Annotated in this window: 19 protein-coding genes; 12 read left to right on the top strand and 7 right to left on the bottom strand. The window is 73.8% G+C overall.

What is annotated here, in order from left to right; all coding sequences use genetic code 11:
• Positions 1–127 precede the first annotated feature (127 nt).
• The 4 genes from ACIP4Y_RS22095 to ACIP4Y_RS22110 all read left to right on the top strand — a co-directional run bounded on the left by ACIP4Y_RS22095 (position 128) and on the right by ACIP4Y_RS22110 (position 5,010).
• Positions 128–535, top strand: coding sequence for a YciI family protein (locus ACIP4Y_RS22095; RefSeq protein ID WP_358643576.1), 408 nt, complete (start codon positions 128–130; stop codon positions 533–535).
• A gap of 8 nt (positions 536–543) precedes the next feature.
• Entirely contained in the window at positions 544–1,689 is a 1,146-nt protein-coding gene (locus tag ACIP4Y_RS22100) for a DUF6596 domain-containing protein (protein ID WP_358643648.1), read from the top strand.
• A 139-nt stretch (positions 1,690–1,828) separates the two neighbouring features.
• Positions 1,829–3,433: an ABC-F family ATP-binding cassette domain-containing protein gene (locus ACIP4Y_RS22105; RefSeq protein WP_401396021.1), complete on the top strand. Its 1,605-nt coding sequence runs from the start codon at positions 1,829–1,831 to the stop codon at positions 3,431–3,433.
• Positions 3,434–3,558: 125 nt separating this feature from the next.
• Positions 3,559–5,010, top strand: coding sequence for a WGR domain-containing protein (locus ACIP4Y_RS22110; RefSeq protein ID WP_401396024.1), 1,452 nt, complete (start codon positions 3,559–3,561; stop codon positions 5,008–5,010).
• Between the two features lie 7 nt (positions 5,011–5,017).
• On the opposite strand, the gene ACIP4Y_RS22115 is transcribed toward ACIP4Y_RS22110, so the two are convergent.
• The 3 genes from ACIP4Y_RS22115 to ACIP4Y_RS22125 all read right to left on the bottom strand — a co-directional run bounded on the left by ACIP4Y_RS22115 (position 5,018) and on the right by ACIP4Y_RS22125 (position 8,039).
• Complete coding sequence (locus ACIP4Y_RS22115) at positions 5,018–5,746, bottom strand: Type 1 glutamine amidotransferase-like domain-containing protein (RefSeq protein ID WP_401396171.1); 729 nt, start codon at positions 5,744–5,746, stop codon at positions 5,018–5,020.
• A gap of 113 nt (positions 5,747–5,859) precedes the next feature.
• On the bottom strand, positions 5,860–7,431 hold the full coding sequence (locus ACIP4Y_RS22120; protein WP_401396027.1) for a glycerol-3-phosphate dehydrogenase/oxidase: 1,572 nt from the start codon (positions 7,429–7,431) through the stop codon (positions 5,860–5,862).
• Entirely contained in the window at positions 7,428–8,039 is a 612-nt protein-coding gene (locus tag ACIP4Y_RS22125; RefSeq protein WP_401396030.1) for a TetR/AcrR family transcriptional regulator, read from the bottom strand. Before ACIP4Y_RS22125 ends, ACIP4Y_RS22120 begins: the two co-directional genes overlap by 4 nt.
• Positions 8,040–8,174: 135 nt before the next feature.
• Between ACIP4Y_RS22125 and ACIP4Y_RS22130 the strand changes: the two genes are divergently transcribed.
• The 3 genes from ACIP4Y_RS22130 to ACIP4Y_RS22140 all read left to right on the top strand — a co-directional run bounded on the left by ACIP4Y_RS22130 (position 8,175) and on the right by ACIP4Y_RS22140 (position 11,113).
• A complete protein-coding gene (locus tag ACIP4Y_RS22130) occupies positions 8,175–9,764 on the top strand; it encodes an FAD-binding oxidoreductase (RefSeq protein ID WP_401396033.1) in 1,590 nt (529 codons plus the stop codon).
• A gap of 37 nt (positions 9,765–9,801) precedes the next feature.
• Positions 9,802–10,683: a diacylglycerol kinase family protein gene (locus ACIP4Y_RS22135; RefSeq protein ID WP_401396036.1), complete on the top strand. Its 882-nt coding sequence runs from the start codon at positions 9,802–9,804 to the stop codon at positions 10,681–10,683.
• A 61-nt stretch (positions 10,684–10,744) separates the two neighbouring features.
• Positions 10,745–11,113, top strand: coding sequence for an NUDIX hydrolase (locus tag ACIP4Y_RS22140; protein WP_401396039.1), 369 nt, complete (start codon positions 10,745–10,747; stop codon positions 11,111–11,113).
• Between the two features lie 219 nt (positions 11,114–11,332).
• Here the strand turns inward: ACIP4Y_RS22140 and ACIP4Y_RS22145 are convergent, their stop codons facing one another.
• Together ACIP4Y_RS22145 and ACIP4Y_RS22150 are read right to left on the bottom strand one after the other, a co-directional pair.
• Positions 11,333–11,794 (bottom strand): GreA/GreB family elongation factor, encoded by a 462-nt coding sequence (locus ACIP4Y_RS22145; protein ID WP_358643591.1) that lies wholly within the window; start codon positions 11,792–11,794, stop codon positions 11,333–11,335.
• A 313-nt stretch (positions 11,795–12,107) separates the two neighbouring features.
• Entirely contained in the window at positions 12,108–12,485 is a 378-nt protein-coding gene (locus tag ACIP4Y_RS22150) for an STAS domain-containing protein (protein ID WP_401396043.1), read from the bottom strand.
• A gap of 241 nt (positions 12,486–12,726) precedes the next feature.
• Between ACIP4Y_RS22150 and ACIP4Y_RS22155 the strand changes: the two genes are divergently transcribed.
• The 4 genes from ACIP4Y_RS22155 to ACIP4Y_RS22170 all read left to right on the top strand — a co-directional run bounded on the left by ACIP4Y_RS22155 (position 12,727) and on the right by ACIP4Y_RS22170 (position 18,063).
• Complete coding sequence (locus tag ACIP4Y_RS22155; protein ID WP_401396046.1) at positions 12,727–14,028, top strand: LPXTG cell wall anchor domain-containing protein; 1,302 nt, start codon at positions 12,727–12,729, stop codon at positions 14,026–14,028.
• Between the two features lie 178 nt (positions 14,029–14,206).
• Complete coding sequence (locus ACIP4Y_RS22160; RefSeq protein ID WP_401396049.1) at positions 14,207–15,079, top strand: trypsin-like serine protease; 873 nt, start codon at positions 14,207–14,209, stop codon at positions 15,077–15,079.
• Positions 15,080–15,218: 139 nt separating this feature from the next.
• Positions 15,219–16,193, top strand: a complete 975-nt coding sequence (locus tag ACIP4Y_RS22165) for an urea transporter (RefSeq protein WP_401396052.1) — start codon at positions 15,219–15,221, stop codon at positions 16,191–16,193.
• A 154-nt stretch (positions 16,194–16,347) separates the two neighbouring features.
• Positions 16,348–18,063 (top strand): LCP family protein, encoded by a 1,716-nt coding sequence (locus ACIP4Y_RS22170; RefSeq protein WP_401396055.1) that lies wholly within the window; start codon positions 16,348–16,350, stop codon positions 18,061–18,063.
• A gap of 24 nt (positions 18,064–18,087) precedes the next feature.
• On the opposite strand, the gene ACIP4Y_RS22175 is transcribed toward ACIP4Y_RS22170, so the two are convergent.
• Positions 18,088–18,867: a DUF1206 domain-containing protein gene (locus ACIP4Y_RS22175; RefSeq protein ID WP_401396058.1), complete on the bottom strand. Its 780-nt coding sequence runs from the start codon at positions 18,865–18,867 to the stop codon at positions 18,088–18,090.
• A 662-nt stretch (positions 18,868–19,529) separates the two neighbouring features.
• Here ACIP4Y_RS22175 and ACIP4Y_RS22180 point away from each other — a divergent pair.
• Positions 19,530–20,192 carry a ScbR family autoregulator-binding transcription factor gene (locus ACIP4Y_RS22180; protein WP_358643605.1) on the top strand — a complete coding sequence of 221 codons (663 nt, stop codon included), beginning with the start codon at positions 19,530–19,532 and terminating at the stop codon, positions 20,190–20,192.
• A 461-nt stretch (positions 20,193–20,653) separates the two neighbouring features.
• Here the strand turns inward: ACIP4Y_RS22180 and ACIP4Y_RS22185 are convergent, their stop codons facing one another.
• On the bottom strand, positions 20,654–21,475 hold the full coding sequence (locus ACIP4Y_RS22185; RefSeq protein WP_401396061.1) for a DUF1684 domain-containing protein: 822 nt from the start codon (positions 21,473–21,475) through the stop codon (positions 20,654–20,656).
• Positions 21,476–21,724 lie beyond the last annotated feature (249 nt).

Here is a 21,724-nt window from a genome sequence, read left to right on the forward strand (position 1 = left end):
CTCGCCCGGGCTGTTTTTTCGCGAGAGTCAAAAAAATCTCGCCGGCGATGTCGAGAACCCCCGACCGGCTGCGTCCCAGGGGTGAACGCGACCACAATGTGTCGCACGACCACCAGGGAGAAGCACGATGGCCAAGTACTTGCTGCTGAAGCACTACCGCGGCGCTCCGGCTCCGATCAACAACGTGCCGATGGACCAGTGGACGCCGCAGGAGATCTCGGCGCACGTGCAGTACATGCAGGACTTCGCCGCACGGCTCGAGAAGACCGGCGAGTTCGTCGACGGTCAGGCGCTCGCCCCCGAGGGGACGTGGGTCCGTTACGACGGTGAAGGGCGCCCGCCGGTCACCGACGGCCCGTTCGCCGAGACCAAGGACCTCATCGCCGGCTGGATGGTGATCGACGTCGACAGCTACGAGCGTGCCGTCGAGCTGGCCGGGGAACTGTCGGCCGCCCCCGGAGCGGGCGGGAAGCCGATCCACGAGTGGCTCGAGGTCCGCCCGTTCCTGGCCGCGCCGCCCACCGTCACGGAGTGATCTCCTCGATGGACGAGGCCCTGCTCAGGAGCCTCACGCCGAGGGTGCTCGGGATCCTCGTCCGCCGCGGAGCAGACTTCGCGGCGGCCGAGGACGCCGTACAGGACGCCCTGGTCGAGGCGATCCGCGTCTGGCCGGCCGACCCGCCGCGGGATGCCAAGGGCTGGCTGGTCACCGTGGCCTGGCGCAAGTTCCTCGACCAGGCCCGGGCGGACACCGCCCGCCGCCGTCGTGAGGACCTCCACGACGAACAGCCGGCGCCCGGGCCCGCGCCCGCGGTGGACGACACACTCCAGCTCTACTTCCTGTGCGCCCACCCGTCCCTGACGCCGGCCTCCGCGATCGCGCTCACCCTGCGCGCGGTCGGCGGTCTCACCACCCGCCAGATCGCGCAGGCCTACCTGGTGCCGGAGGCGACCATGGCCCAGCGCATCAGCCGGGCCAAACGCACCATCTCCGGCGTACGGTTCGACCAGCCCGGCGACGTCGCCACCGTGGTGCGCGTCCTGTACCTCGTCTTCAACGAGGGCTACTCCGGCGACGTGGACCTCGCCGCCGAGGCGATCCGGCTCACCCGGCAGCTCGCCGCCCGGATCGACCACCCGGAAGTGGCGGGGCTGCTCGCCCTCATGCTGCTCCACCACGCCCGCCGCGCCGCCCGGACAGCGCCCGACGGCAGCCTGGTGCCCCTCGCCGAGCAGGACCGCAGCCGGTGGGACACCGGGTTGATCGCCGAAGGCATCCGGATCCTGCAGGCGGCCCTCGCCCGCGACCGGCTGGGCGAGTTCCAGGCGCAGGCCGCCATCGCGGCACTCCACGCCGACGCGCCCACCGCCGAGGAGACCGACTGGGTACAGATCGTCGAGTGGTACGACGAGCTGGCCCGTCTGACCGACAGCCCCGTCGTCCGGCTCAACCGCGCGGTCGCCGTCGGCGAGGCCGACGGGCCGCGGGCCGGCCTGACGGCGCTCGCCGGGCTGGACGCCTCGCTGCCCCGCCACGCCGCGGTGGCGGCCTACCTCCACGAGCGCGACGGCGACCTGGCCACGGCGGCACGGCTGTACGCCGAGGCGGCACACAAAGCGCCCAACCTCGCCGAGCGCGACCACCTCACCCGCCAGGCCGCCCGCCTCAACGCCCGCCGCCGGCCCTGAGGAACGCGGCCGGAAAAACGGCATGCGCCGGTGCGGGCGCCCGCGTTACCGTGGCGGCATGTCTACGCCCCGAATCTCCTAGCCGAGAACCCGCTTCCACGCCAGAAGTGTGTCCTCTTGCTTTTCGGAGCGTTTCCACATGATCACCGTTCGTGACGCCGAGCTGCGCGCCGGCGCCCGCCTCCTGCTCTCCGGCGTCTCCTTCACCGTCTCCCCCGGGGACCGGATCGGCCTCGTCGGCCGCAACGGCGCCGGCAAGACCACCCTCATGACCGCCCTCGCCGGGCAGTCCCGGCCCGCCGCCGGCGTCGTCACCCAAACCGGGCCGGTCGGCTTCCTGGCGCAGGACTCGCGCGCCGCCGACCCGGCCGTGAGCGTCACCGACCGGATCCTGTCCGCCCGCGGACTCGACAGCGCGCTGCGCACTCTGCGCGAGGCCGAGACGGCGCTGGCCGAGGCCGCCGACGCGGCGGCGCTGGACCGGGCGATGCGCGCCTACGCGCACGCAGAGGCCGCCTTCCAGGCGGGCGGCGGTTACGCCGCCGAGGCCGAGGCGGCCCGCGTCGCGGCCGGACTGGGCCTGCCCGAAAGGGTGCTGGGCGAGCCCGTCGGTGCCCTCTCCGGCGGACAGAAGCGCCGCGTGGAACTGGCCCGCATCCTGTTCGCCGGCACCGACCGCACCCTGCTGCTGGACGAGCCGACCAACCACCTCGACGCCGACTCGCACGCCTGGCTGCGCACCTTCCTCCAGGCACACCAGGGCGGTCTCGTACTGATCAGCCACGACACCGCCCTGCTCACCGACGTCGTCAACCGCGTCTTCCACCTGGACGCCACCCGGGCCGCCCTCGACATCCACAACACGGGCTGGCGGACGTACCTGAGCCGGCGGGAAGCGGACGAGCGGCGCCGCACCCGGGAGCGGACGAGCGCCGAACGCAAGGCCGCCGCCCTGCACGCCCAGGCCGACCGGATGAAGGCCCGCTCCGCCACCGCCACCATGGCCCGGAGCATGACCCGGCGCGCCGACCGGATGCTGGCCGAGCTGGAACCGGCCCGTCGCACCGAGAAGACCGCCCGGATCCGGCTGCCCGAGCCCGCCCCGTGCGGGCGCACACCGCTCGGCGCGATCAGCCTCGCCAAGTCCTACGGCGGCCACCGCGTCCTCGACGGGGTCGACCTGGCGGTGGACCGGGGCAGCCGGCTGGTCGTGCTCGGCCTCAACGGCGCCGGCAAGACCACCCTGCTGCGCATCCTCGCCGGCGCCGAACGGCCCGACGGCGGACGCGTGGTGCACGGCCACGGACTGCGCCTGGGCTACTTCGCCCAGGAGCACGACACCCTTCGCACCGGGCGCACGGTGCTGGAGAACCTCACCCTGGCCGCACCGCACCTGAGCCCGGGTGAGGCACGGCGCGCGCTGGGCGCCTTCCTGTTCACCGGCGACGACGCCGACAAGCCCGCCGGTGTGCTCTCCGGCGGGGAGAAGACCCGGCTGGCGCTGGCCGGCCTGGTGCACTCCGGGGCGAACGTGCTGCTGCTCGACGAGCCGACCAACAACCTCGACCCGGCCTCCCGCGACGAGGTGCTGGCCGCGGTCGGCTCGTACCCCGGCGCGATCGTGATGGTCACCCACGACGAGGGCGCCGTCGACGCGCTGCGACCGGACCGGGTGCTGCTCCTGCCGGACGCGGCCGAGGACCTGTGGAACGAGGACTACCGGGACCTGATCGCCCTGGTCTGACACCGGGTTGCGTCCCTGGGCCGGCCGCCGGGCCCAGGGGCGTTGTCAGTGGGTCCCTTTACCGTGAGGAGCAGTTGAGGACCTGCGGGAACGGCCGGGGGTCCGCACTCGGGGAGGGGTCTGCCATGTCCACGGGGTCCGCGGTGTCGACGACGTATCTGGAGCTGTCGCAGGAGGGCGGCGGTGCCCACAAGTTCTACGAGGTGACGGTCGACGGGCAGGTGGTGACGGTGCGGTACGGCCGGATCGGCGCCGCCGGGCAGACGCAGACGACGACGTTCCCGACCGCGGAGAAGGCACGGGCCGCCGCAGCGAAGAAGGTGGGGGAGAAGGTCCGCAAGGGATACGCCCCGGCAGTCAGGGGCGGGCGCCCCCCGCGTGCGGTGACCCGCCGTCAGGTCAGCTCCGCCCCGTCCACCGCACGGGCCGTCGCACCGGTGCTGTGGCGGTTCCGCACCGGCTCCGCCGCGTTCGGCATCCATGTCGACGACGAGCGCTGCTGGGTGGGCAACCAGGCGGGTGACGTCTACACACTGGACCACGAGGGCGCCGTGCTGGCCCGCTTCAGCCTGCCGGACGGGGTGAAGTGCCTGGTCGCCGACGACTTCTGGATCTACGCCGGCTGCGACGACGGCAAGGTCTACGACCTCTCCTCCAAACTGCCCTTCGCCGCCTACGACATCGCCGCCGACGTCGACATCTTCTGGCTGGACATCCACGAGGGCGTCCTGGACGTGTCCGACCGCGACGGCCGGCTCACGGTCATCGACCACGAGGACGAACACCAGTGGTCCCGCCGCAGCCAGGGCGAGCACGCCTGGATGGTCCGCGCCGACGACCGCGCCGTCTACCACGGCCACCACCGCGGCGTCACCGCCTACGCACCGGACGGCGGCGGCGAGTTGTGGCACACGCCCACCAAGGGCGGCGTGCTCTTCGGCTGGCAGGAGCAGGACGCGGTGTACGCCGGCACCGCGCACCGCGTGGTCCAGCGGCTGTCGAAGGACACCGGCGCCATCGAGGCGACGTACGCGTGCGACAGCGCGGTGTACTCGTGCGCCACCTCGCCCGGTGGCCGGTTCGTCTTCGCCGGGGACTCCGCCTCCTCCGTCTACTGCTTCGACCAGGACGGCACGCGGCTGTGGAAGCTCGGCACGGGCAGCGGCTCGGCACTGTCGATGCAGTATCGCGACGAGCGGCTGTACCTGGTCACCACGGACGGCTCGCTGGTGTGCGTCGACGCGAGCGAGGCGGCGATCTCGGCGGCCCAGCAGGGCACGGTGCCGGTGGTACGGGACGTCAAGCTGGCCGCCGCCCTGCCGACGTACGCCCCGGCCACGGCCGTGGCCGCGGTGTCCACGGTCGCCCAGGCGCCCGCCGGAGCGGTGGTGGTCGAGTGCGTCCAGGAGGCGGGCCGGCTGCGGGTCCACGTGCTCTCCGACGGCTACGACTCCTCCTGGAACGTCCAGTTCCCACGCGCGATACGCGAGCCCGGCGCCCGGTACGTGGTCGACGCCCTGCACTCGGCGGCGGGCGGCTTCTACCGTGTCCGCGGCGACATCCGCCGCCTGCTCTGACGCGGTGTCACGCCACCGTACCGAGCGGGCGGCAGGGCACCGGGTGCTCGTCGGTGCCGCCCGGCTCACCCGGTGTCCCCGGCTCCACCCGGTAGAGCCGGGCCCCTGGCCTCCGCGTCACCGCCTGCTCCAGACGCCCGTCCGTGAACAGGGCGCCCACGCCGTCCTCCAGCGCCCAGCCGCCGGGCAGCGTTCCGCCGGCGACGGCCTGCCGGTAGGAGGTGCGGCGGCCCGGTTCGCTGTCGTAGTGCGGGCACACGGAACCCGGCAGCAGGCCCAGCCCGTCCCGCAGGGAGGCCAGCGGGCCGAAGGAGTCGGTGTGCGCAGCATCGGCCCAGCAGTTGGCGCCGGCGCTGATCCCGCACAGCAGCGTCCCCCGGTCGCAGGCCTCCCGCAGCAGCCGGTCCACTCCGTGCACGCGCCAGACCGCCAGCATGTTCGCCGTGTTGCCGCCGCCGACGTACACCACGTCCTGGGCGAGCAGGAACGCGCGCAGCGCGTCGTCGTCCAGTTCGCGCCGGAACAGCGGTAGCACGGCGGGCGTGCAGTCACGGGGGCGGAACGCGCTCAGGAACCGGTCGACGTATCCGGGGGCGTCGCCACTCGCCGTGGGCACGAAGCACACCCTCGGGCGGGGGTTCCTCGCATGGGTGAGCAGCCAGTCGTCCAGCAGCCCGTCCTCGTCCATGGAGAACCCTCCGCCGAGGAGCACCACACGACGACCGGGAACGAGCATCACGGAGGCCCCCTTCGGCGGACTGGCGGACGGGCTGTGCCGAACGATGCCGGGGCCGGGGGCCCTGCGCAATCGAATACCGGGCGGGCGGGGGTCCCGTCCGGTCACCCGGGTCAGGAGTGCACCGGCGCCGCCCTGCCGAGGATCTCCCGCGCCGCGGGGAGCGCCTGGGTGCGGTCCTCCGGGACCACGCCGATGCGGGTGCGGCGGTCCAGGAGGTCGGACTCGTCCAGTGCGCCCTCGTGCTGGACGGCCCAGAGGAGTTCGGCGCGGGTGACGGGATGGCCGGGGAGTACCGGCTCGGCCAGGGCGGGGTCCTGGGCGGCGAGGGCGTGGACCGCGACGGCCTCCGTGCCGTAGCGGCGGACCAGGCGGCGGGGTACGGGCAGCGCGCGCAGCCGTTCGGGCGCGGCGGCGCCGATCAGCGGCAGCGCGGCGGTGGAGGAGGGCGCGGCGCGCAGGCCCCGGGCCTCGGCCGCGGCGTCCACGGCGTCCTGTGCCATCCGCCGGTAGGTGGTGAGCTTGCCGCCGACCACGGTGGTGACACCCTCGGGGGAGGTCAGTACGGCGTGCCGGCGGGAGATGTCGGAGGTGCGGTCCGGTGAGCCGCCCGCGGAGGTGTCGAGCAGCGGGCGCAGTCCGGCGAAGGCGCCGACCACCTCGTCCCGGCCGACCGGCGCGTCCAGGGCCGAGCCCAGCACGTCCAGCAGGAAGCCGATGTCGGTCTCGGGCACCTCCGGCACGTCCGGGATCCCGCCCTCGACCGGCTCGTCGGTGAGACCGACGTAGACCCGGCCGTCCCCCTGCGGCAGGACCAGCACGAAGCGGTTGGTCTCCCCGGGGATCGGGATGTGCAGGCCGGCCGGCAGCGCGCCGAGCCGCTCCGAGCGCAGGACCAGATGGGTGCCGCGGGACGGCCGGATCCGGATGCCGTCGGCGAGGGTGCCCGCCCACACCCCGGTGGCGTTGATCACGGCGCGCGCCCTGATCTCGCCCTCCTCGCCGGTGAGTTCGTCCCGGACACGGGCGCCCGTCCCGGTCAGCTCCAGCGCGCGCACCCGGGTCAGAACCCGGGCGCCGTGCGCGGCGGCCGTCCTGGCCAGGGCCGTCACCAGACGGGCGTCGTCGGTCACCTTGCCGTCCCAGGACAGCAGTCCGCCGCGCAGCCCGGCCGCGCGGACCGGGGGCGCCAGGTGCCGGGCCTCCGTCGCCGACAGCCGGCGTGGAGCCGGCAGTACCCGGCGCGGGGTCCGGGCGGCCAGCCGCAGCATGTCCCCGGCCCGGAACCCGGCCCACGCGAGCGAGGCCTGGGCCCGGGACACCAGCGGGGTCAGCGGCAGCACGAACGGCTGGGCGGCCACCAGGTGCGGGGCCGTCCGGGTCATCAGCACCCCGCGTTCGACCGCGCTCTCGTGGGCGACGTCGAACTGCGCCGAGGCCAGATAGCGCAGCCCCCCGTGGATGAGCTTCGAACTCCAGCGGGAGGTGCCGAAGGCCAGGTCGTGGCTGTCCACCGCGACGACGTCCAGTCCGCGGGCCGCCGCGTCCAGCGCGACTCCGGCCCCGGTGGCGCCGAGCCCGACGACCAGGACGTCGGCCGTCCGGCCGTCCGCGGCCTCGGCCAGTTCCCGGTGGCGCCGGTGTGCGCTCAGGGACGAGCCGGGCGCGGCCTCGGTGTGGCTCATGGCGTCAGGGTCCTCTCCAGGAGGGTGCGCAGCTCATCGAGGAACGCGGCGGAATCCAGTTCCGGGTCGTCCTCGTCGGTCATCGTGCGCAGGGACAGGGTGAAGGACTGCACGGTCAACAGCAGTGCGCGCGCCTGCCGTTCGGTGTGGCCGGGTCGTACCGAACCGTCCGCGTGGCCCTCGCGCAGCGCGTTGCCCAGCAGGGCCAGCAGCGCCTCCTGGCTCGCGCCGCGCCGGTCGAGGACGTACGGCAGGAGCAGTTCCGGATCGACGTCGACGATCTTGCGGAACAGCGGGTGCGCCCGGAACGCCTCGACCCCGGCCACCATTCCGTCCACGATCCGGGCGCGCGTGCCGGTGCCGGGCGCGGGCTCCGGTATGGCCCGGGTGGCCACGTCGATCCACTCCCGGGTCATCAGATCGCCCACCAGGGTCCGCAGGTCCGGCCAGCGCCGGTACAGCGTCATCCGGGAGACACCGGCGCGGCGGGCCACGTCGGCGAGCGTGGTGCGCCGTACCCCGACGGCCAGTACACAGTCGCGTACCGCGTCGAGCACGGCGTCGTTGTCCGAACCGTTGCCCGAACCGTTGTGACGAATAGGCGTCATGTGTCACAGTGTAACGCCCCGGTGCCCGGACGGAAGGGGCCCGGCCCCGGAGACGGCAGCCGAGCCGCGCGGACCGCGCATCCCGACCAGACCAACACCCCGACCAGCACACCGACCTGTGAGGACGACCGTTCAATGGACATGCTGTGGAACGGCTGGGGCGACCCGGCCAAGGCGGCACCGCTGCCCGAGACGGTGACCGGGCTGCTGCGCGACCTGCTCGGTGTCAAGCCACGCAGCACCCCCGCCCTCGGCCTGGAGGACATCCGCCCGCCCGCCCCCACGGCCGCCCCCGCCGCCCTGCGCGCCCTCGCCGCGGCCGTCGGCGACGAGCACGTCCGCACGGACGCGGAGAGCCGCGTCCGGCACACCCGCGGCAAGTCCACCCCCGACCTGCTGCGCCTGCGCGCCGGCGACGTCACCGACGTCCCGCAGGCCGTCGTCCTGCCCGCCGACCACGACGAGGTCCTCGCCGTCCTGCGCGCCTGCGCCGCACACGGCCTCGCCGTCGTGCCCTTCGGCGGCGGCACCTCGGTGGTGGGCGGCCTCGCCCCGCAGCGCAGCGCGTTCGTCGCCCTGGACCTGCGCCGCATGAACGGCCTGCTCGACCTGGACCCCGTCTCCCGCACCGCCGTCCTCCAGCCCGGTCTGCGCGCCCCCGAGGCCGAAGCCCTGCTCGCCGAACACGGCTTCACCCTCGGCCACTTCCCGCAGTCCTTCGAATGGGCCACCATCGGCGGCTTCGCAGCGGCCCGCTCCAGCGGCCAGGCCTCCGCGGGGTACGGCCGCTTCGACGAGATGGTGCTCGGGCTGACCCTCGCCACCCCCGAGGGCACCATCGAGACCGGCCGCGCCCCCCGCTCCGCCGCCGGACCCGACCTGCGCCAGCTCATCCTCGGCTCGGAGGGCACCTTCGGCGTCATCACCTCCGTCACCGTACGGATCCGCCCGCTGCCCGAGGTGCGGGTGTACGAGGGCTGGCGGTTCGGCTCCTTCGCGGAGGGCGCCGCCGCACTGCGCCGGCTCGCCCAGGACGGACCCCGGCCGACCGTGCTGCGCCTGTCCGACGAGACCGAGACGCTCATCGGGCTCGCCCAGCCCGACGCCATCGGCGCCGACCTGACGCAGGGCGGCGCCGGCTGCCTGGCGATCACCGGGTACGAGGGCACGGCCGAGGACACCGCGTACCGCCGCGAGCGGGCGGCGGCCGTCCTGACGGACTGCGGCGGCACCCTGGCCGGCACCGAACCGGGCGAACGCTGGGCGCACGGCCGCTACTCCGCGCCGTACCTGCGCGACGCCCTGCTCGACGTCGGCGCCTTCGCCGAGACGCTGGAGACCGCGGCCTTCTGGTCCCGCGTCCCCGAGCTGTACACGGCCGTCCGCACCGCCCTGACCGACACCCTCACCCGGGCCGGCACCCCGCCGCTGGTGATGTGCCACATCTCCCACGTGTACGAGAACGGCGCCTCCCTGTACTTCACCGTCGTCAGCGCCCAGGGCGAGGACCCGGTGGCCCACTGGACGCCGGCCAAGCACGCGGCCAACGAGGCCGTACTGGCGGCCGGCGGCACCATCTCCCACCACCACGGGGTCGGCACCGACCACCGCGACTGGTACGTCCGCGAGGCCGGCCCGCTCGGCGTCTCGGCCCTGCGCGCCGTCAAGCGCCGGCTGGACCCCGAGGGGCTGCTCAACCCCGGCGTCCTGCTGCCCACCGACTGACCCACCCGATCCGACCGCCTGCCTCGGAGGCCCACCGATGCGCCAGTTCACCGCCGTCGTCAACCCCACCGCGGGCGGCTCCACCGGGGCGGCGTCCCTGCTCCAGCTGGCCCGGCTGCTCCGCGCGGCCGGCGCCGAGCTGGAGACGGAGTACAGCCAGAGCCTCGCCCACGCCCAGGACATCGCCCGCGCGGCCGGCGAGCGTGGCCGGATCGTCCTGGCCGTGGGCGGCGACGGCATCGCGGGCGGCATCGGCGGCGCGCTCAGCGGCACCGGGAGCGTGCTCGGCCTCGTCCCCGCCGGACGAGGCAACGACTTCGCCCGCGCGCTGGACCTGCCCGCCGAGCCGGAAGCCCTCGCGGACATCCTGCTGCACGCCGAACCCCGGCCCGTCGACACCATCGAGGTGGAGTCGGCCGTCCACCCGCGCACGGTGGTCCTGGGCAGCGTGTACGCCGGAGTCGACGCGGTGGCCAACCGGTACGCCAACAACGCCCGTCTCCTGCGCGGTGCCGCCTCCTACTACGCGGGCGGCCTGCGCGCCGTCACCACCTGGCGGCCGGCCGACTACCGGGTCACCGTCGACGGCGAGGAGCACCTCCACCGCGGCTACACCGTCGTCGCGGCCAACTCCCCCTACTACGGCTCCGGCCGGCTCATCGCGCCCGGCGCGCGCGTCGACGACGGGCTGCTGGACATCGTGCTGATCCGCGAGGCGCCGCGCCGGCTGTTCTTCACCTTGATGAACGAGCTGAAGACCGGCGCCCACGTCCGCCGCCCCGAAGTACGCGTCCTGCGCGGCCGGGAACTGCGCATCGAGGCCGGCCGGCCCGTCCCGTACGGCGCCGACGGCGAAGTGGAGGCCATGCTCCCGGTCACCGTACGGGTACGGCCCGGGGACCTGCCGGTGCTGTACTGAGGCCCACGGCGCATCACCCGCCCACCCCTGGGTAGGCAAGGAGTGCGGGGAGGGGAGCCGTATGACGCCGGAGCAGGCCGAGTGTGTGGTGCGGGCGGTCGTCCTGTACGACGGCCGGGTGCTGCTGGTGCCGGAGGGAGACGGCTGGGGACTGCCCTCGGGCACCCCGGAACCTGCCGAGACCGCCCAGGCCACGGCGGCGCGGATCGTGTACGAGGTCACCGGGTACCTCGTCGACGGCACCGAACCGCTGGAGCCGGGGGAGGCGACGGGGGAGACGGCCGTGGTCTGCCAGTTGCTGAGCGAGTCACCGTCGTCCGGCGGTCGCTTCACGTCGGACCAACTGCGCTGGGCCCCGATAGAGCAGACCACCGACACACCGCTGCCGGACACCGTACGCGCCTACCTCCAGGGGCACACGCAGGTGTGAACACCCCGGTGCGACGGGGCACGTGTGAACAGGTCCGCCCGCCGGACCGGTGTGAACAGCCCGTACGACGAAGCCTGTGTGATGACGTCCGACATCGGCGCGCACCGGATTCCGGAGCCACAAGGGCGGTGTGTCCGAACCCAAGGGCGCGTTGACGGACGACCTGCGCGGCCGGTTCCTGCCCGAGTTCCTCAACCGGCGCAGGGCCGGGCGCCCCGGTCATTCCCCGATCGACACGACGACCGCCGTCGCCGGTCCGTCCGGGGTGTCGTAGTGCACGGTGTCCCCGGGCCGGCGCCCGAGCAGCGCCCGCCCGAGCGGGCTGTCGGCGGTGACCAGCGTCTGGTCCAGCGCCTCGGCGACCTCACCGATCTGCAGGGTCTCCGTCGCGCCGTCGGAGAAGCGCACGCCGACCGTGCTGCCCACGCCGACCACGTCGGTGGGGGCGGGCCCGGCCTGCGCCGCCTGTCGGAGCCGTACGGTGATGTCCTCGATACGGCGGTCCAGGCGCTCCAACTGGTCGGCGCGCCGCAACTCGTCGGCCTGGTCGGCCTGGTCGCCCACCGAGGTGGCGTCCCGAAGCGTGCCGGCGACCAGCCGGCGCTCGGCCTGGAGGTCGGTCAGCTCCTGCTCCAGGGCCCGACGGGCCTGGGCGCTGATCGGCTCCGGATCACCGGTCATGGGGTCTGCTCCTCTGCGCGCGGACGGGCAGCCGGATGAAGTGTGGAAAGTCCGGCATTTCGCATCATAGCCATGGGTGTGCCGGGCGCCCGGCTCCGGTGGATTCACGCCGAATGCAGGGATATCGTGCTTATGTCCTCGGGCGGAGCCGATCGTGCTCCGTTCATTGCCGTCAGGAGGTGTCCATGTCCTCGAAGCGACGTCGGAAGAAGAAGGGGCGGCGCAAGCACGCGGCCAACCACGGGCGACGCCCGCAGTCCTGACACCCAGTCCCCTACGGGGAAGGGGGGGACCGGTTGAGGCGGGCGGCCTGTCAGCCCTCCAGGGCTTCGCCGACGCTGGGGTAGCAGGGGAGGAGGGGGGTGAGGCCGACGATCTCCAGGGTGCGCAGGACCGGCCTCCGCACGCCTGCCAGCCGTAGCCAGCCCGCGGGAGCGTGGGCCTGATGGCCGGCGATGAGCACGTTGATGCCGCTGGAGTCCATGAACGGCACGCCGCTGAGATCCGCCACGGTGCGCGCCCCGTCGGGGTCCTCCGGGGTGAGGGCCTGGCGGAGGGCGCCGGACGTGTGGTGGTCGACCTCGCCGATCACCGTGACGACGGTGACACCGTCGACGACCGACCGGGTGACCGACAGCCCGTCCGGTTCTGCCTGTTCGTTCGTGTCTGCCGCGTCTGCCGTGTCTGCCACGTGATCCTCGTCCACGCTCGCCCGATCCTTGCCCTGAGCTTTTCTCTCCGGGAGGCTGCCCAGGATCGCACGGAGGATGCCGGTCGGTCCTGCCGTGCTCCCGCGACACCGGTGAATTCCCTGCAACCTCTCACGCCTCTCGTGTGTCCAGTACATGACGGCCGAGCCGTACCGGGCCCGGCCGCCGGCTTGCGGCATGCCGATGTGCATACCCCTGTGCATACCGAAGAGGAGATTCACCGTGCGCTCACCCCTGCGTTCCACGGCGGCGGCCGTAGCCGCCGCAGCGATCGGCATCGGCGTTCCCGCCCTCGCCGTCCCCGTGGCGCACGCCGAGGAACTCGCCCCCGACCTGGTGATCTCCACCCTCCCGACCGCCTCTCCCAAGCCGGGCGAGCTCTACGACCACGCCGTCACCGTCACCAACAAGGGCACGGCGCCAGCGGCCCACGTCACCTTCCGGATCCGGCTGACCCGCGGCCTGGACTTCCCGGACCAGGCCAAGGGCTGCACCTACTCCACCCTCGCCGACCACGTCCGCCAGGCACTGTGCGAACTGGACCCGGTCGTCCAGCCCGGCGCCTCGATCACCACGCCGGTACGGTTCAAGGCCCTGCCGCAGGCGCTGATGGAGGCCGTCGAGTACGGCACGGGCCGCACCGGCGAGACGCCGGGGGAGGGCTTCGGCGACAGCTACCGGCGGCTGGCCCTGACCGCGGACAGCACCGCCGACCTGGCGGCGGAGGGAGACCTGGTGGAGGGCGCGCCCGGCAGCCGGGTCACGGTCACCGCGACCCTTCGCAACTACGGCCCCGGCTGGATCCGCGAGGAGGAGAGCGACGACCAGCCGGCCCTGATGGTGCGCATCCCGGAGGGAACCGCCGCCAAGGAGGTGCCCGAGGACTGCCAACCGTTCGGCATCGACGGGCCGACCGGACCCTCGGAGCCGGGTCACCCGCGGTACGTCTGCCGGCCCGCCGACCACACCATCGACGCCGACCAGTCCCTCGACTACACCTTCGTCCTGGAGATCGGGAAGACGGCACGCAACACCAAGGGCCGGGTGACGGCCAGTTCGGTGTACGGCATCCACCCCGCGTTCGACAAGAACCCGGCCAATGACACCGCTTACCTCGCCGTCGACGTCACCGGCAGCGAGGACCCGGGCACCAGCACCACCGGCGGAACCACGACCGGCGGCGACACCGGCAGCGGCGGATCCGGCACGGGAGGCGGCGGCGACCCGCACGGCCAGTCGACGGGCGGCTCCGGCACGACGGGCACGACGGGTACCACGGGCACGACCAGTACGACGGGGGCGACGGGGGCGACGGGCACGTCCGGCGGCACGTCCGGTACGACGGGCACCTCGGGGTCGGCGGCCACCGGCTCCACGACCTCCGGTTCCGGCACCGCGACCGGCGGCACCCTCGCCAGCACCGGCAGCGACGGCATGCCGCTCCTGGCCGCCGGCGCGGTGGGCGCGGCGGCCCTCGGCGGCCTCGTGCTGGTGGCCGTACGCCGCCGGAGCACCGGGAAGTGAGCGGTGGCTCCCAGTCCCACCGGGAGCCAGCGGCCGGCCGTGCCGTCAGCCCGACGCGCGCAGGTCCCGCGGGGCAAGACGGCACGGCCGTCTTGCCCCGGGCCGCCCCGCCCACTTCAATGCTCCCTACCCCCGCAGGAGAACACCTGTCTCACACCAGCCAGTGAAGGGGTTCTTCTTGACAGCCGTACGCGCCACCGCCGTCACCGCCGCCGCCTGCGCCACCGTGCTCGCCGCGGCGCTGCCCTCCTCCGCGATCAACTCGTACAACGCCACGCCCGCACCCGAACGCACCGAGGTCGGCGCGCTCGTGGCCACCTGGGACGACGACAACGACCCGGCGACCCCGGACCGCGTCGACTGGGTCTGCTCCGGCACCATGATCGACGCGAACACCTTCCTGACCGCCGCGCACTGCACCAGCGACTGGCCGGCCGGCGTCCGCTTCTTCGTCTCGCTGGACCAAGACGTCCAGGCCGGACTCGACGCCGCCGCGAAGAGCCACCCCGCAGACCCGGCCGCCCAGGCGAACGCCGTGGCCGTCGAAGGCATCGCGCACACCCACCCCGACTACCCGGGCCCCGCCTCCGACCCGCACGACATCGCGGTCGTCGAACTTCCCGCCGCCAAGGTCGCCGCCCGCTGGTCCTTCACCCCGGCCGCCCTGCCGACCGCCGACCAACTCGGCGCCCTCGGCCCGCAGGGCCTGAACTCCACCCACTGGTTCGTCGCCGGCTACGGCACGCAGGAGGCCGCCAACGGGCCCGGCGGCCCGACCCACCCCGGCGGAGGCGTCCGCATGAAGGCCCCGGTGACCTTCTACGCCCTGAACGCCGCCTGGATCCGGCTGGGCATGACGGCTCCCCAGGGCAACGGCGGCGCCTGCTACGGCGATTCCGGCGGGCCTGACTTCGCCGTCCTGGGCGGCCGCACCGTCCTCGCCGCCACCACCATCACCGGCGACACGCCCTGCTACGCCACGAACGTCACCTACCGCCTGGACACACCCGGAGCCCGCGCCTTCCTGGCCCCCTTCGTGAAACTGCCGTAGGTACCGCAGGGGCTGGGCCGGGCCGGGCCGTGCCCCGGCCCCCGGCCGCGCCGCCGCATTCCCAGCTCGACAAGTCGTACCGCATGTCGGAATATGTATGCCGCACAGCGGAAAAGGTGCGTCGAGGGAGGGGCGGGGCGTGCGGCGGTCGGACGGGGGCCGGCGGCGGCGGGGGAGGGGCGCGGCATTCGCGCGGCCCCTGCTGCGCGGCCCGGCCCAGGTGATGTTCCTGGCCGACGCGCGGTCGGGCGCCGTCTTCTGCCTCGCCCTGTGCGCGGCCGACTGGCGCTACGGCTGCTACGCGTTGGGCGGCGCCGCCCTCGGCGCCGGCACCGCCCGGCTGCTGCACGTGGCCCGCGACCGGGTCGCATCAGGACTGGAGGGCTTCAACTCGTGCCTGCTCGCCCTCTGTTTCGCGGTGTTCCTGGGCGCGGGCCGACTGTCCACGGTGCTGCTCGCCGCCGTGGGCTGCGCCGTGACCTCGGTCATCACCGCGGCCGCGGTCCGGCTGCTGCACGTGTGGCACCTGCCCCCGCTGACCCTGCCGTACTGCCTGCTGGCCGGTGCGGTCACGATCGCCGCGCCCGCCTTCCGGCGCATCCGGCCGGACGGCGGCAGCCTCGCCGTCCTGCCCCGCGCCTCCTCCGGTCCGACGGAGCTGCGCCCGGGCGAGCTGTGGCGGGCGTTCTTCCGCAACGTGTCCGAGGTCTTCTTCCTGGACGAGTGGTACGTCGGCGCGCTGCTGCTCGCCGGCCTGCTTGTGGCGAGCCGGGCGGCGGCCCTGGTGGCCTGTGCCGGCAGTGCGAGCGGCATCGTGACCGCGTGGGCGCTCGGCGCACCGGCGGCCCGGATCGCCGACGGCACGATGGGTTACAACGCGGTGCTCGTCGCCCTCGCCCTGTGCGGGGTGTTCCTCACGGCAGCGCCGGCCACGCTGCTGTACGCGCTGCTCGGCGCGGCGACGGCGACAGCGGTGACACCGGCCGTCGCCCATCTGCTCGCCCCGTCCGGCGGCCACGTTTTCACCTGGCCGTTCGTGCTGACGACGCTGGGCTTCCTGACCGCCGCCCGCTCCTTCCCCCGGCTGACCCCCGCTCTCGGCAGCGGCACGTAGACTCCCGCTTCCCGAGCCGCTGCGGGCGAGTGCGGCTGCGCTGAGCTGGGCCGCCTGTGACTCGGGTGTGCATCTGCGCTGTTCGGACAACCTGTTTGCTAGATTGCGCAACTACGCAATCGAGCGCTGGTGCGACCGTTCAGGGGAGTGGGAGATGAGCGACCCGTGGGACGGGCCGGCCGGCCAGGCCACGCGCAGCCGCGGCACACAGGTTCCCGGGCAGCGCGGGGCCGAGCCGGACGGCGCGCGTCCACCGGGCGGCCGGGCCGCGGCCCGGGCTGCCTTGCGTGCGCGCGGCGGCTCACGGTCCCGGCGCCGGGCCCGCCCGGCGGGCCGCGGCAAGCGGATCCTGAAGATCACCGGGATCTGCCTGTCCGTCCTCGTCGTGGTCACCGCCGGCGCGGGCTGGTGGTTCTACCAGCACCTGAACGGCAACATCCACAGCGTCTCGCTGGACGGCAAGGGCGGCACGGAGAAGGCCGACGCCTTCGGCCGCACCCCCATCAACATCCTCGTCATGGGCTCGGACGGCCGTACCAGCGCGACGGACTGCAAACTCGGCGGCGGCTGCGCGAAGACCGGGGTGCAGACCGGCAGCAACGCGGACGTGCAGATGGTGCTGCACATATCCGCCGACCGCTCCGACGCCACCGTGATGAGCATCCCCCGGGACACCATGACCCGGGTCCCGGCCTGCAAGGACAGTGAGACCGGCCGGTCCACCGCCGGCTACTACGGCCAGATCAACAGCGCGCTCCAGTACGGCCCCGCCTGCCAGGTGGCCACGGTCCACCGGCTCACCGGCATACCCATCGACCACTTCGTCAAGCTCGACTTCTCCGGCGTCGTGAAGATGTCCGACGCGGTCGGCGGCGTCTCCGTGTGCGTCAGCGACGACGTCTACGACACCTACTCGCACCTGAAGCTCTCCAAGGGCACCCACACCCTCAAGGGCGTCGCGGCCCTGGAGTTCGTACGGTCCCGGCACGGCTTCGGCGACGGCAGCGACCTCGGCCGTACGATCTCGCAGCACATCTTCCTGAGCGCGATGATCCGCAAGTTCAAGAGCGCGGGCACGCTCACCGACCCCACCGCGGTCTACCACCTCGCCGACGCCGCCACCAAGGCCCTGACCGTGGACGACGGCCTGGGCACCGTGGCGAAGCTGAGCGCGCTCGCGGACGACGTGAACAAGGTCCCGACCAAGCGGATCACCTTCACCACCATGCAGACGGCCCCCGATCCGGCCGACAGCGACCGGGTCGTGGTGGGCGCCGGCGCCCGGTCCCTGTTCTCCACGATCGCCGCCGACCAGTCCCTGACCACCGGCTCCGGCAAGAAGTCGGTGGCGGCCTCGGCGACCGCGAAGGCGACGGCCACCGCCTCCGCCGTGCCGGCCGCGCAGATCACGGTGACCGTGGAGAACGGCACCACGGTCGCCGGCCGCGCCTCAGCCGTCGCCGCCGCCCTCACCGACGAGGGCTTCAGTCCAGGCACGGCCACGGCCAACGCCCCGAGCCCCGCGACGAGCACCACCCTCACCTACGGCGCCGGCCACAAACCGGAGGCGCAGACCGTGGCCAAGACGCTCGGCCTGCCCTCCTCGCACCTGAAACAGGGCACCGGCACCGGCCTGACCCTCGTGATCGGCAGCGACTGGCCCAGCGGCAACAGCTACCCGGGCGGCGGTTCCTCGCCCGCGCCCGCCGACACCAAGGCCGCCGTCGGAGGCGCCCACGCCTCCACCGCCGACCAGGCCAGGACCTGCGCCAAGGTCAGCCCCTACAGGACGGTCAGCCTCGACGGCGTCGCCATGACCCCGGCCCAGGCGTACGCGGCGGCACGGAACAAGCCCGACTCCGACGCCTGAGCGGCACGGCGGGCATCCGTCGGATCAGACCTTGCGCCAGCGCGCGTTGCACCAGGAGAAGGCGCCGAACGCGGCCAGGCCGAGCGCGACCAGGGCGAGCAGCCACGGCCCGGCCGGCAGGTCCCGGAACCCGCGCAGGGTGTCGTCCATGCCCCTGGCCTTTCCCGGCTGGTGCTGGACGGCGGCGACGACGGCGAACACCCCGGCCGCGGCGAAGACGACACCCCGGGCGCTACCGCCGGTCACCCCGAGGGCCTCCACGACCGTGCGGGTCCGGCCGGACATGGCGTGGGTCTGCAGGTTCTTGCGGAACGACCGCTGCACGGCCCGTACCGCGATCCACAGCCCCGCGATCACCACCCCGGCACCCGCGATGCCGAGGAGCCACTGGCCGCCGGGCCACTCCAGCACCCGGGCGGTGACGTCGTCGGTGTGCCGGTCGGAGGACCCGCTGCCGCTGCCCCGGTCCCCGGCCGCGTAGGCGAGCACCGAGTACGAGACGAAACAGTAGAAGACGAAACGGAGCAGATCCGCCGCCCGCCGGGAGAGCTTGGACCCGTCGGGGCCCGGCCCGCCGAACACCGCTTCCGACAGCCGCCACACCGCCATCCCGGCCAGCCCGATACCCACGATCCACAGCATCGCCGACCCGAACGGCCGGCCGGCCAGCTCACCGAGGGCGCCGCCGCGGTCGGCCTGCTGCCCGCCGCCGTCACCGCCGAAGGCGATCTGCAGCGCGATGACCGCCACGAGTACGTAGATCAGCCCGCGGGCCGCGAAGCCCGCCCGGGCCGCTACGGCCATGGCCGTGCTGTCCGCTGCCCGGCGCGCCCCGAACCGTCCCTGCAGTGCCCATGAGCGTGCGTTCATATACCGCCGATGCCCCCGCACCGCGGTCCGACACCTGCTCGCCGGGGGCGCGTCGGCAGCATGCCGCGGTTGCGTGCCCATGGCCACAAGGGGAACGCCGACGCGCCGGACCCGGCCACAGCCCCCGGCCCCGGGACAGAGCGGAGCGCTGCGGTGCGGTCGGTCAGCGAGATGACCGGCCCGCACTGGTCGCCGGAGCCGGGGCGGAACAGCGGGAGGAGCCGCCCGGAGGCGCCGCCGTGGACCGACATCCCCAGGCCCCTGCGCGGATGCACCGGCCGGATCGAGCTCCAGGAGGCCACCGGCAGGTTCTCCGCGGTGTCGAAGGTGAAGGCGGCCAGCATCAGGGCCCCGAGCACAGCGGTCCCGCGCCATGGCTCCGGTCGCGTCGTGACCCCGCGGTCGCGTCCCGACCCGGCCCACCGCGCCTGTTCCGTGACACCGCCCGTGGACCCACCACACCGGCCACACCGGTCGCGCCGCAACCGCATTGCGGGCCCACAGACTACGGCCAACCGCCCCGGCTCGCCTTCCCGTTGACATCGGTGCGGTATGGTACGAGCTGGTTGGTTTAATTTTCAGCTTGAGGGAGGGTCATGGCTCAGCAGGAGCGAGCTGTCCGGACCCGACGCGCTGTTCTGGAGGCCGCCGCGGCCGTCTTCGCCGAACGCGGCTACGCGGCTGCCACCATCGCCGAGATCCTCAACCGGGCCGGTGTCACGAAGGGCGCCCTGTACTTCCACTTCGACTCCAAGGCGGCCCTCGCCCGTGGGGTGCTCCAGGAGCAGATGCGGACCGAGTACCACCTGCCCCGCGAACTCAAGCTCCAGGAGTGGGTGGACGCGGGCATGACCCTGGCCAAGCGGCTGCCCAAGGAACCCATACTGCTCGCCGGGGTCCGGCTCTCGGCCGACCTCCAGGGCCAGGACGTCCTGGGCAGCGCCTGGCCGGCCTGGGCCCGGCTGACCTCGTGCGTCCTGACGGAGGCCAAGCAACGCGGCGAGGTGCTCCCGCACGTCGTGCCCGAGGAGACCGCGCAGGTCTTCCTCGGCGCCTGGATCGGCGTGCAGTTCGTCTCGCAGGCCGTGGCCGGCTGGGCCGACCTGGACGAGCGCATGTCGGCGCTGTACGGCCACCTCCTCCCCGCGATCGCCGCCCCGGCCGTCCTCGTCCGCTTGGACACCGCACCGGACCGGGGCGCCCGCGTGATCGCCGAGGTCCACGAGAAGTCGGCGGCCCTCGCCGGCGTCCCCGGCTGACACACTCCCCCCGTACGGCCGTCTCCCATGCGGCGCGACGGGCACACGTGTCGGCGCGTACCAAACCGCTGGGACGGTTTAGGCACTCCCTGATCGGCCGACAGCCGCCCGTCCGGGAGCGCTCGTGGCCGTGGCATCATCACCGTCGTCCGCACGATCCCCGCCCACCGGAAGGGCACGGGCCACGATGACCGACTGGGAGCGGGACGAGACGCCCGTCGCGGGCACGGCCCCTGGCTACCGGCAGGGCCGACTGCCGTAACCGACCGGGCTGGTGCGGAGTCTCGCCGAGGTGCTCGCGGCCGACGGCACCGGAGCCTGCCCGACGTGGGCTGCGGACCCGGACCCCGGCATGATCGCCGTGACCGAGCGCCGGGCCGCCGCCGCGGGGCCGGCCGGGCGGACCCGCTGGCTGCGGCTGCCGTACGGTCCCGGCCGCGCGTACGGCGGCTGGCGTGGGGTCAGGGCCGGCCGCCGCGCTCCAACGGGATCCGCTCACCGGCCTCGACCGCGACCGGGAGCCGGTTCTCGGTGGGCGGCAGCGGGCAGGTCGCCAGGTCGGTGTAGGCGCACGGCAGGTTCGCGGCGCGGTTGAAGTCGAGGATGACCGTGCCGTCGGGGCCGGGCGGGGCGATCTGAAGGGAGCGGTTCGCGGCGTACGTCGTCACGCCCGAGGTGCTGTCGGTGAACAGCACCATGAGGCCGCCGGGCGCCGAGCCGTTGAACGCCGTCAGGCGGTGGCGCGCGCCGGCCAGCTCGAACTCGACCTGGCCGGGGGAGTCGTACACGTGCTCCAGTCCCTCCACCGCGGCGCCGACCGTGACGGGTCGAGGCTCCGCGAAGGGCAGGAAGCGGCCGGTGACCGCCCAGCGCGGATCCGGGTCGTAGGCGGGCGTGTACCGGAAGGCGGTGCGCAGCGCGTTGCCCGGATGGCGGGGGCGCAGGATGTCGTGGCCGCCGCGCCGGGCGACCTCCAGCACGGCGTCGCCCCAGCCGACGTACCGGCTGTCCCGCTCGGGGAGGACCCCGAACGCGTACCGGCCGTGCACCACCAGGCCGTCCACCGTCAGTTCCTCGCCCTCGGCCAGCTCGACCACCACCCCGTCGGCGGTGGCCGACCAGGCGCCGGGGGCGTCGGTGAACCGCGCCGGTTCGGGGCTCAGCCAGTGCAGGCCGGTGATGGCGAGGAAGCCGTGCGGTCCGGCCAGCACCTCCTCCTTGGCTCGGTGCCACTCCTCCCACTGCTTGACGAAGTCCGCTCGGTCGATGTCCTGCACGGTCATGTCCGCTCCCTCGGTACGGCGCTGCCGGTCGGGTCCCGCCCAGCTGTCAACCACCGCGCACCACCGGTTCATCCCGCCCCGCCGGTCTGCTGCGCGCCGATCTCCCGCACGACAGCCCGCTGTTGACGGGCCGTTCACCGTCTGGCCTCGGCTTTGTCCGGAAAATTGGCCGGTTTGCCTGTCTGGCCCCGGCCGCGCGCGTCTCGTGCGGGAACGCGTGTTCACGGTCACTAGGATGTGAGACCAAGA

Origin of the sequence: Streptomyces sp. NPDC088810, from assembly GCF_044750305.1 — a bacterium.
Lineage (GTDB): Bacteria > Actinomycetota > Actinomycetes > Streptomycetales > Streptomycetaceae > Streptomyces.

Coding starts and splice junctions, on each gene's coding strand:
- ACIP4Y_RS22145 (WP_358643591.1), bottom strand. CDS start 11,794: ATGACCGGTGATCCGGAGCCGATCAGCGCCCAGGCCCGTCGGGCCCTG.
- ACIP4Y_RS22120 (WP_401396027.1), bottom strand. CDS start 7,431: ATGAGCCACACCGAGGCCGCGCCCGGCTCGTCCCTGAGCGCACACCGG.
- ACIP4Y_RS22105 (WP_401396021.1), top strand. CDS start 1,829: ATGATCACCGTTCGTGACGCCGAGCTGCGCGCCGGCGCCCGCCTCCTG.
- ACIP4Y_RS22130 (WP_401396033.1), top strand. CDS start 8,175: ATGGACATGCTGTGGAACGGCTGGGGCGACCCGGCCAAGGCGGCACCG.
- ACIP4Y_RS22185 (WP_401396061.1), bottom strand. CDS start 21,475: ATGACCGTGCAGGACATCGACCGAGCGGACTTCGTCAAGCAGTGGGAG.
- ACIP4Y_RS22170 (WP_401396055.1), top strand. CDS start 16,348: ATGAGCGACCCGTGGGACGGGCCGGCCGGCCAGGCCACGCGCAGCCGC.
- ACIP4Y_RS22095 (WP_358643576.1), top strand. CDS start 128: ATGGCCAAGTACTTGCTGCTGAAGCACTACCGCGGCGCTCCGGCTCCG.
- ACIP4Y_RS22140 (WP_401396039.1), top strand. CDS start 10,745: ATGACGCCGGAGCAGGCCGAGTGTGTGGTGCGGGCGGTCGTCCTGTAC.
- ACIP4Y_RS22100 (WP_358643648.1), top strand. CDS start 544: ATGGACGAGGCCCTGCTCAGGAGCCTCACGCCGAGGGTGCTCGGGATC.
- ACIP4Y_RS22115 (WP_401396171.1), bottom strand. CDS start 5,746: ATGCTCGTTCCCGGTCGTCGTGTGGTGCTCCTCGGCGGAGGGTTCTCC.
- ACIP4Y_RS22175 (WP_401396058.1), bottom strand. CDS start 18,867: ATGGCCGTAGCGGCCCGGGCGGGCTTCGCGGCCCGCGGGCTGATCTAC.
- ACIP4Y_RS22110 (WP_401396024.1), top strand. CDS start 3,559: ATGTCCACGGGGTCCGCGGTGTCGACGACGTATCTGGAGCTGTCGCAG.
- ACIP4Y_RS22135 (WP_401396036.1), top strand. CDS start 9,802: ATGCGCCAGTTCACCGCCGTCGTCAACCCCACCGCGGGCGGCTCCACC.
- ACIP4Y_RS22180 (WP_358643605.1), top strand. CDS start 19,530: ATGGCTCAGCAGGAGCGAGCTGTCCGGACCCGACGCGCTGTTCTGGAG.
- ACIP4Y_RS22125 (WP_401396030.1), bottom strand. CDS start 8,039: ATGACGCCTATTCGTCACAACGGTTCGGGCAACGGTTCGGACAACGAC.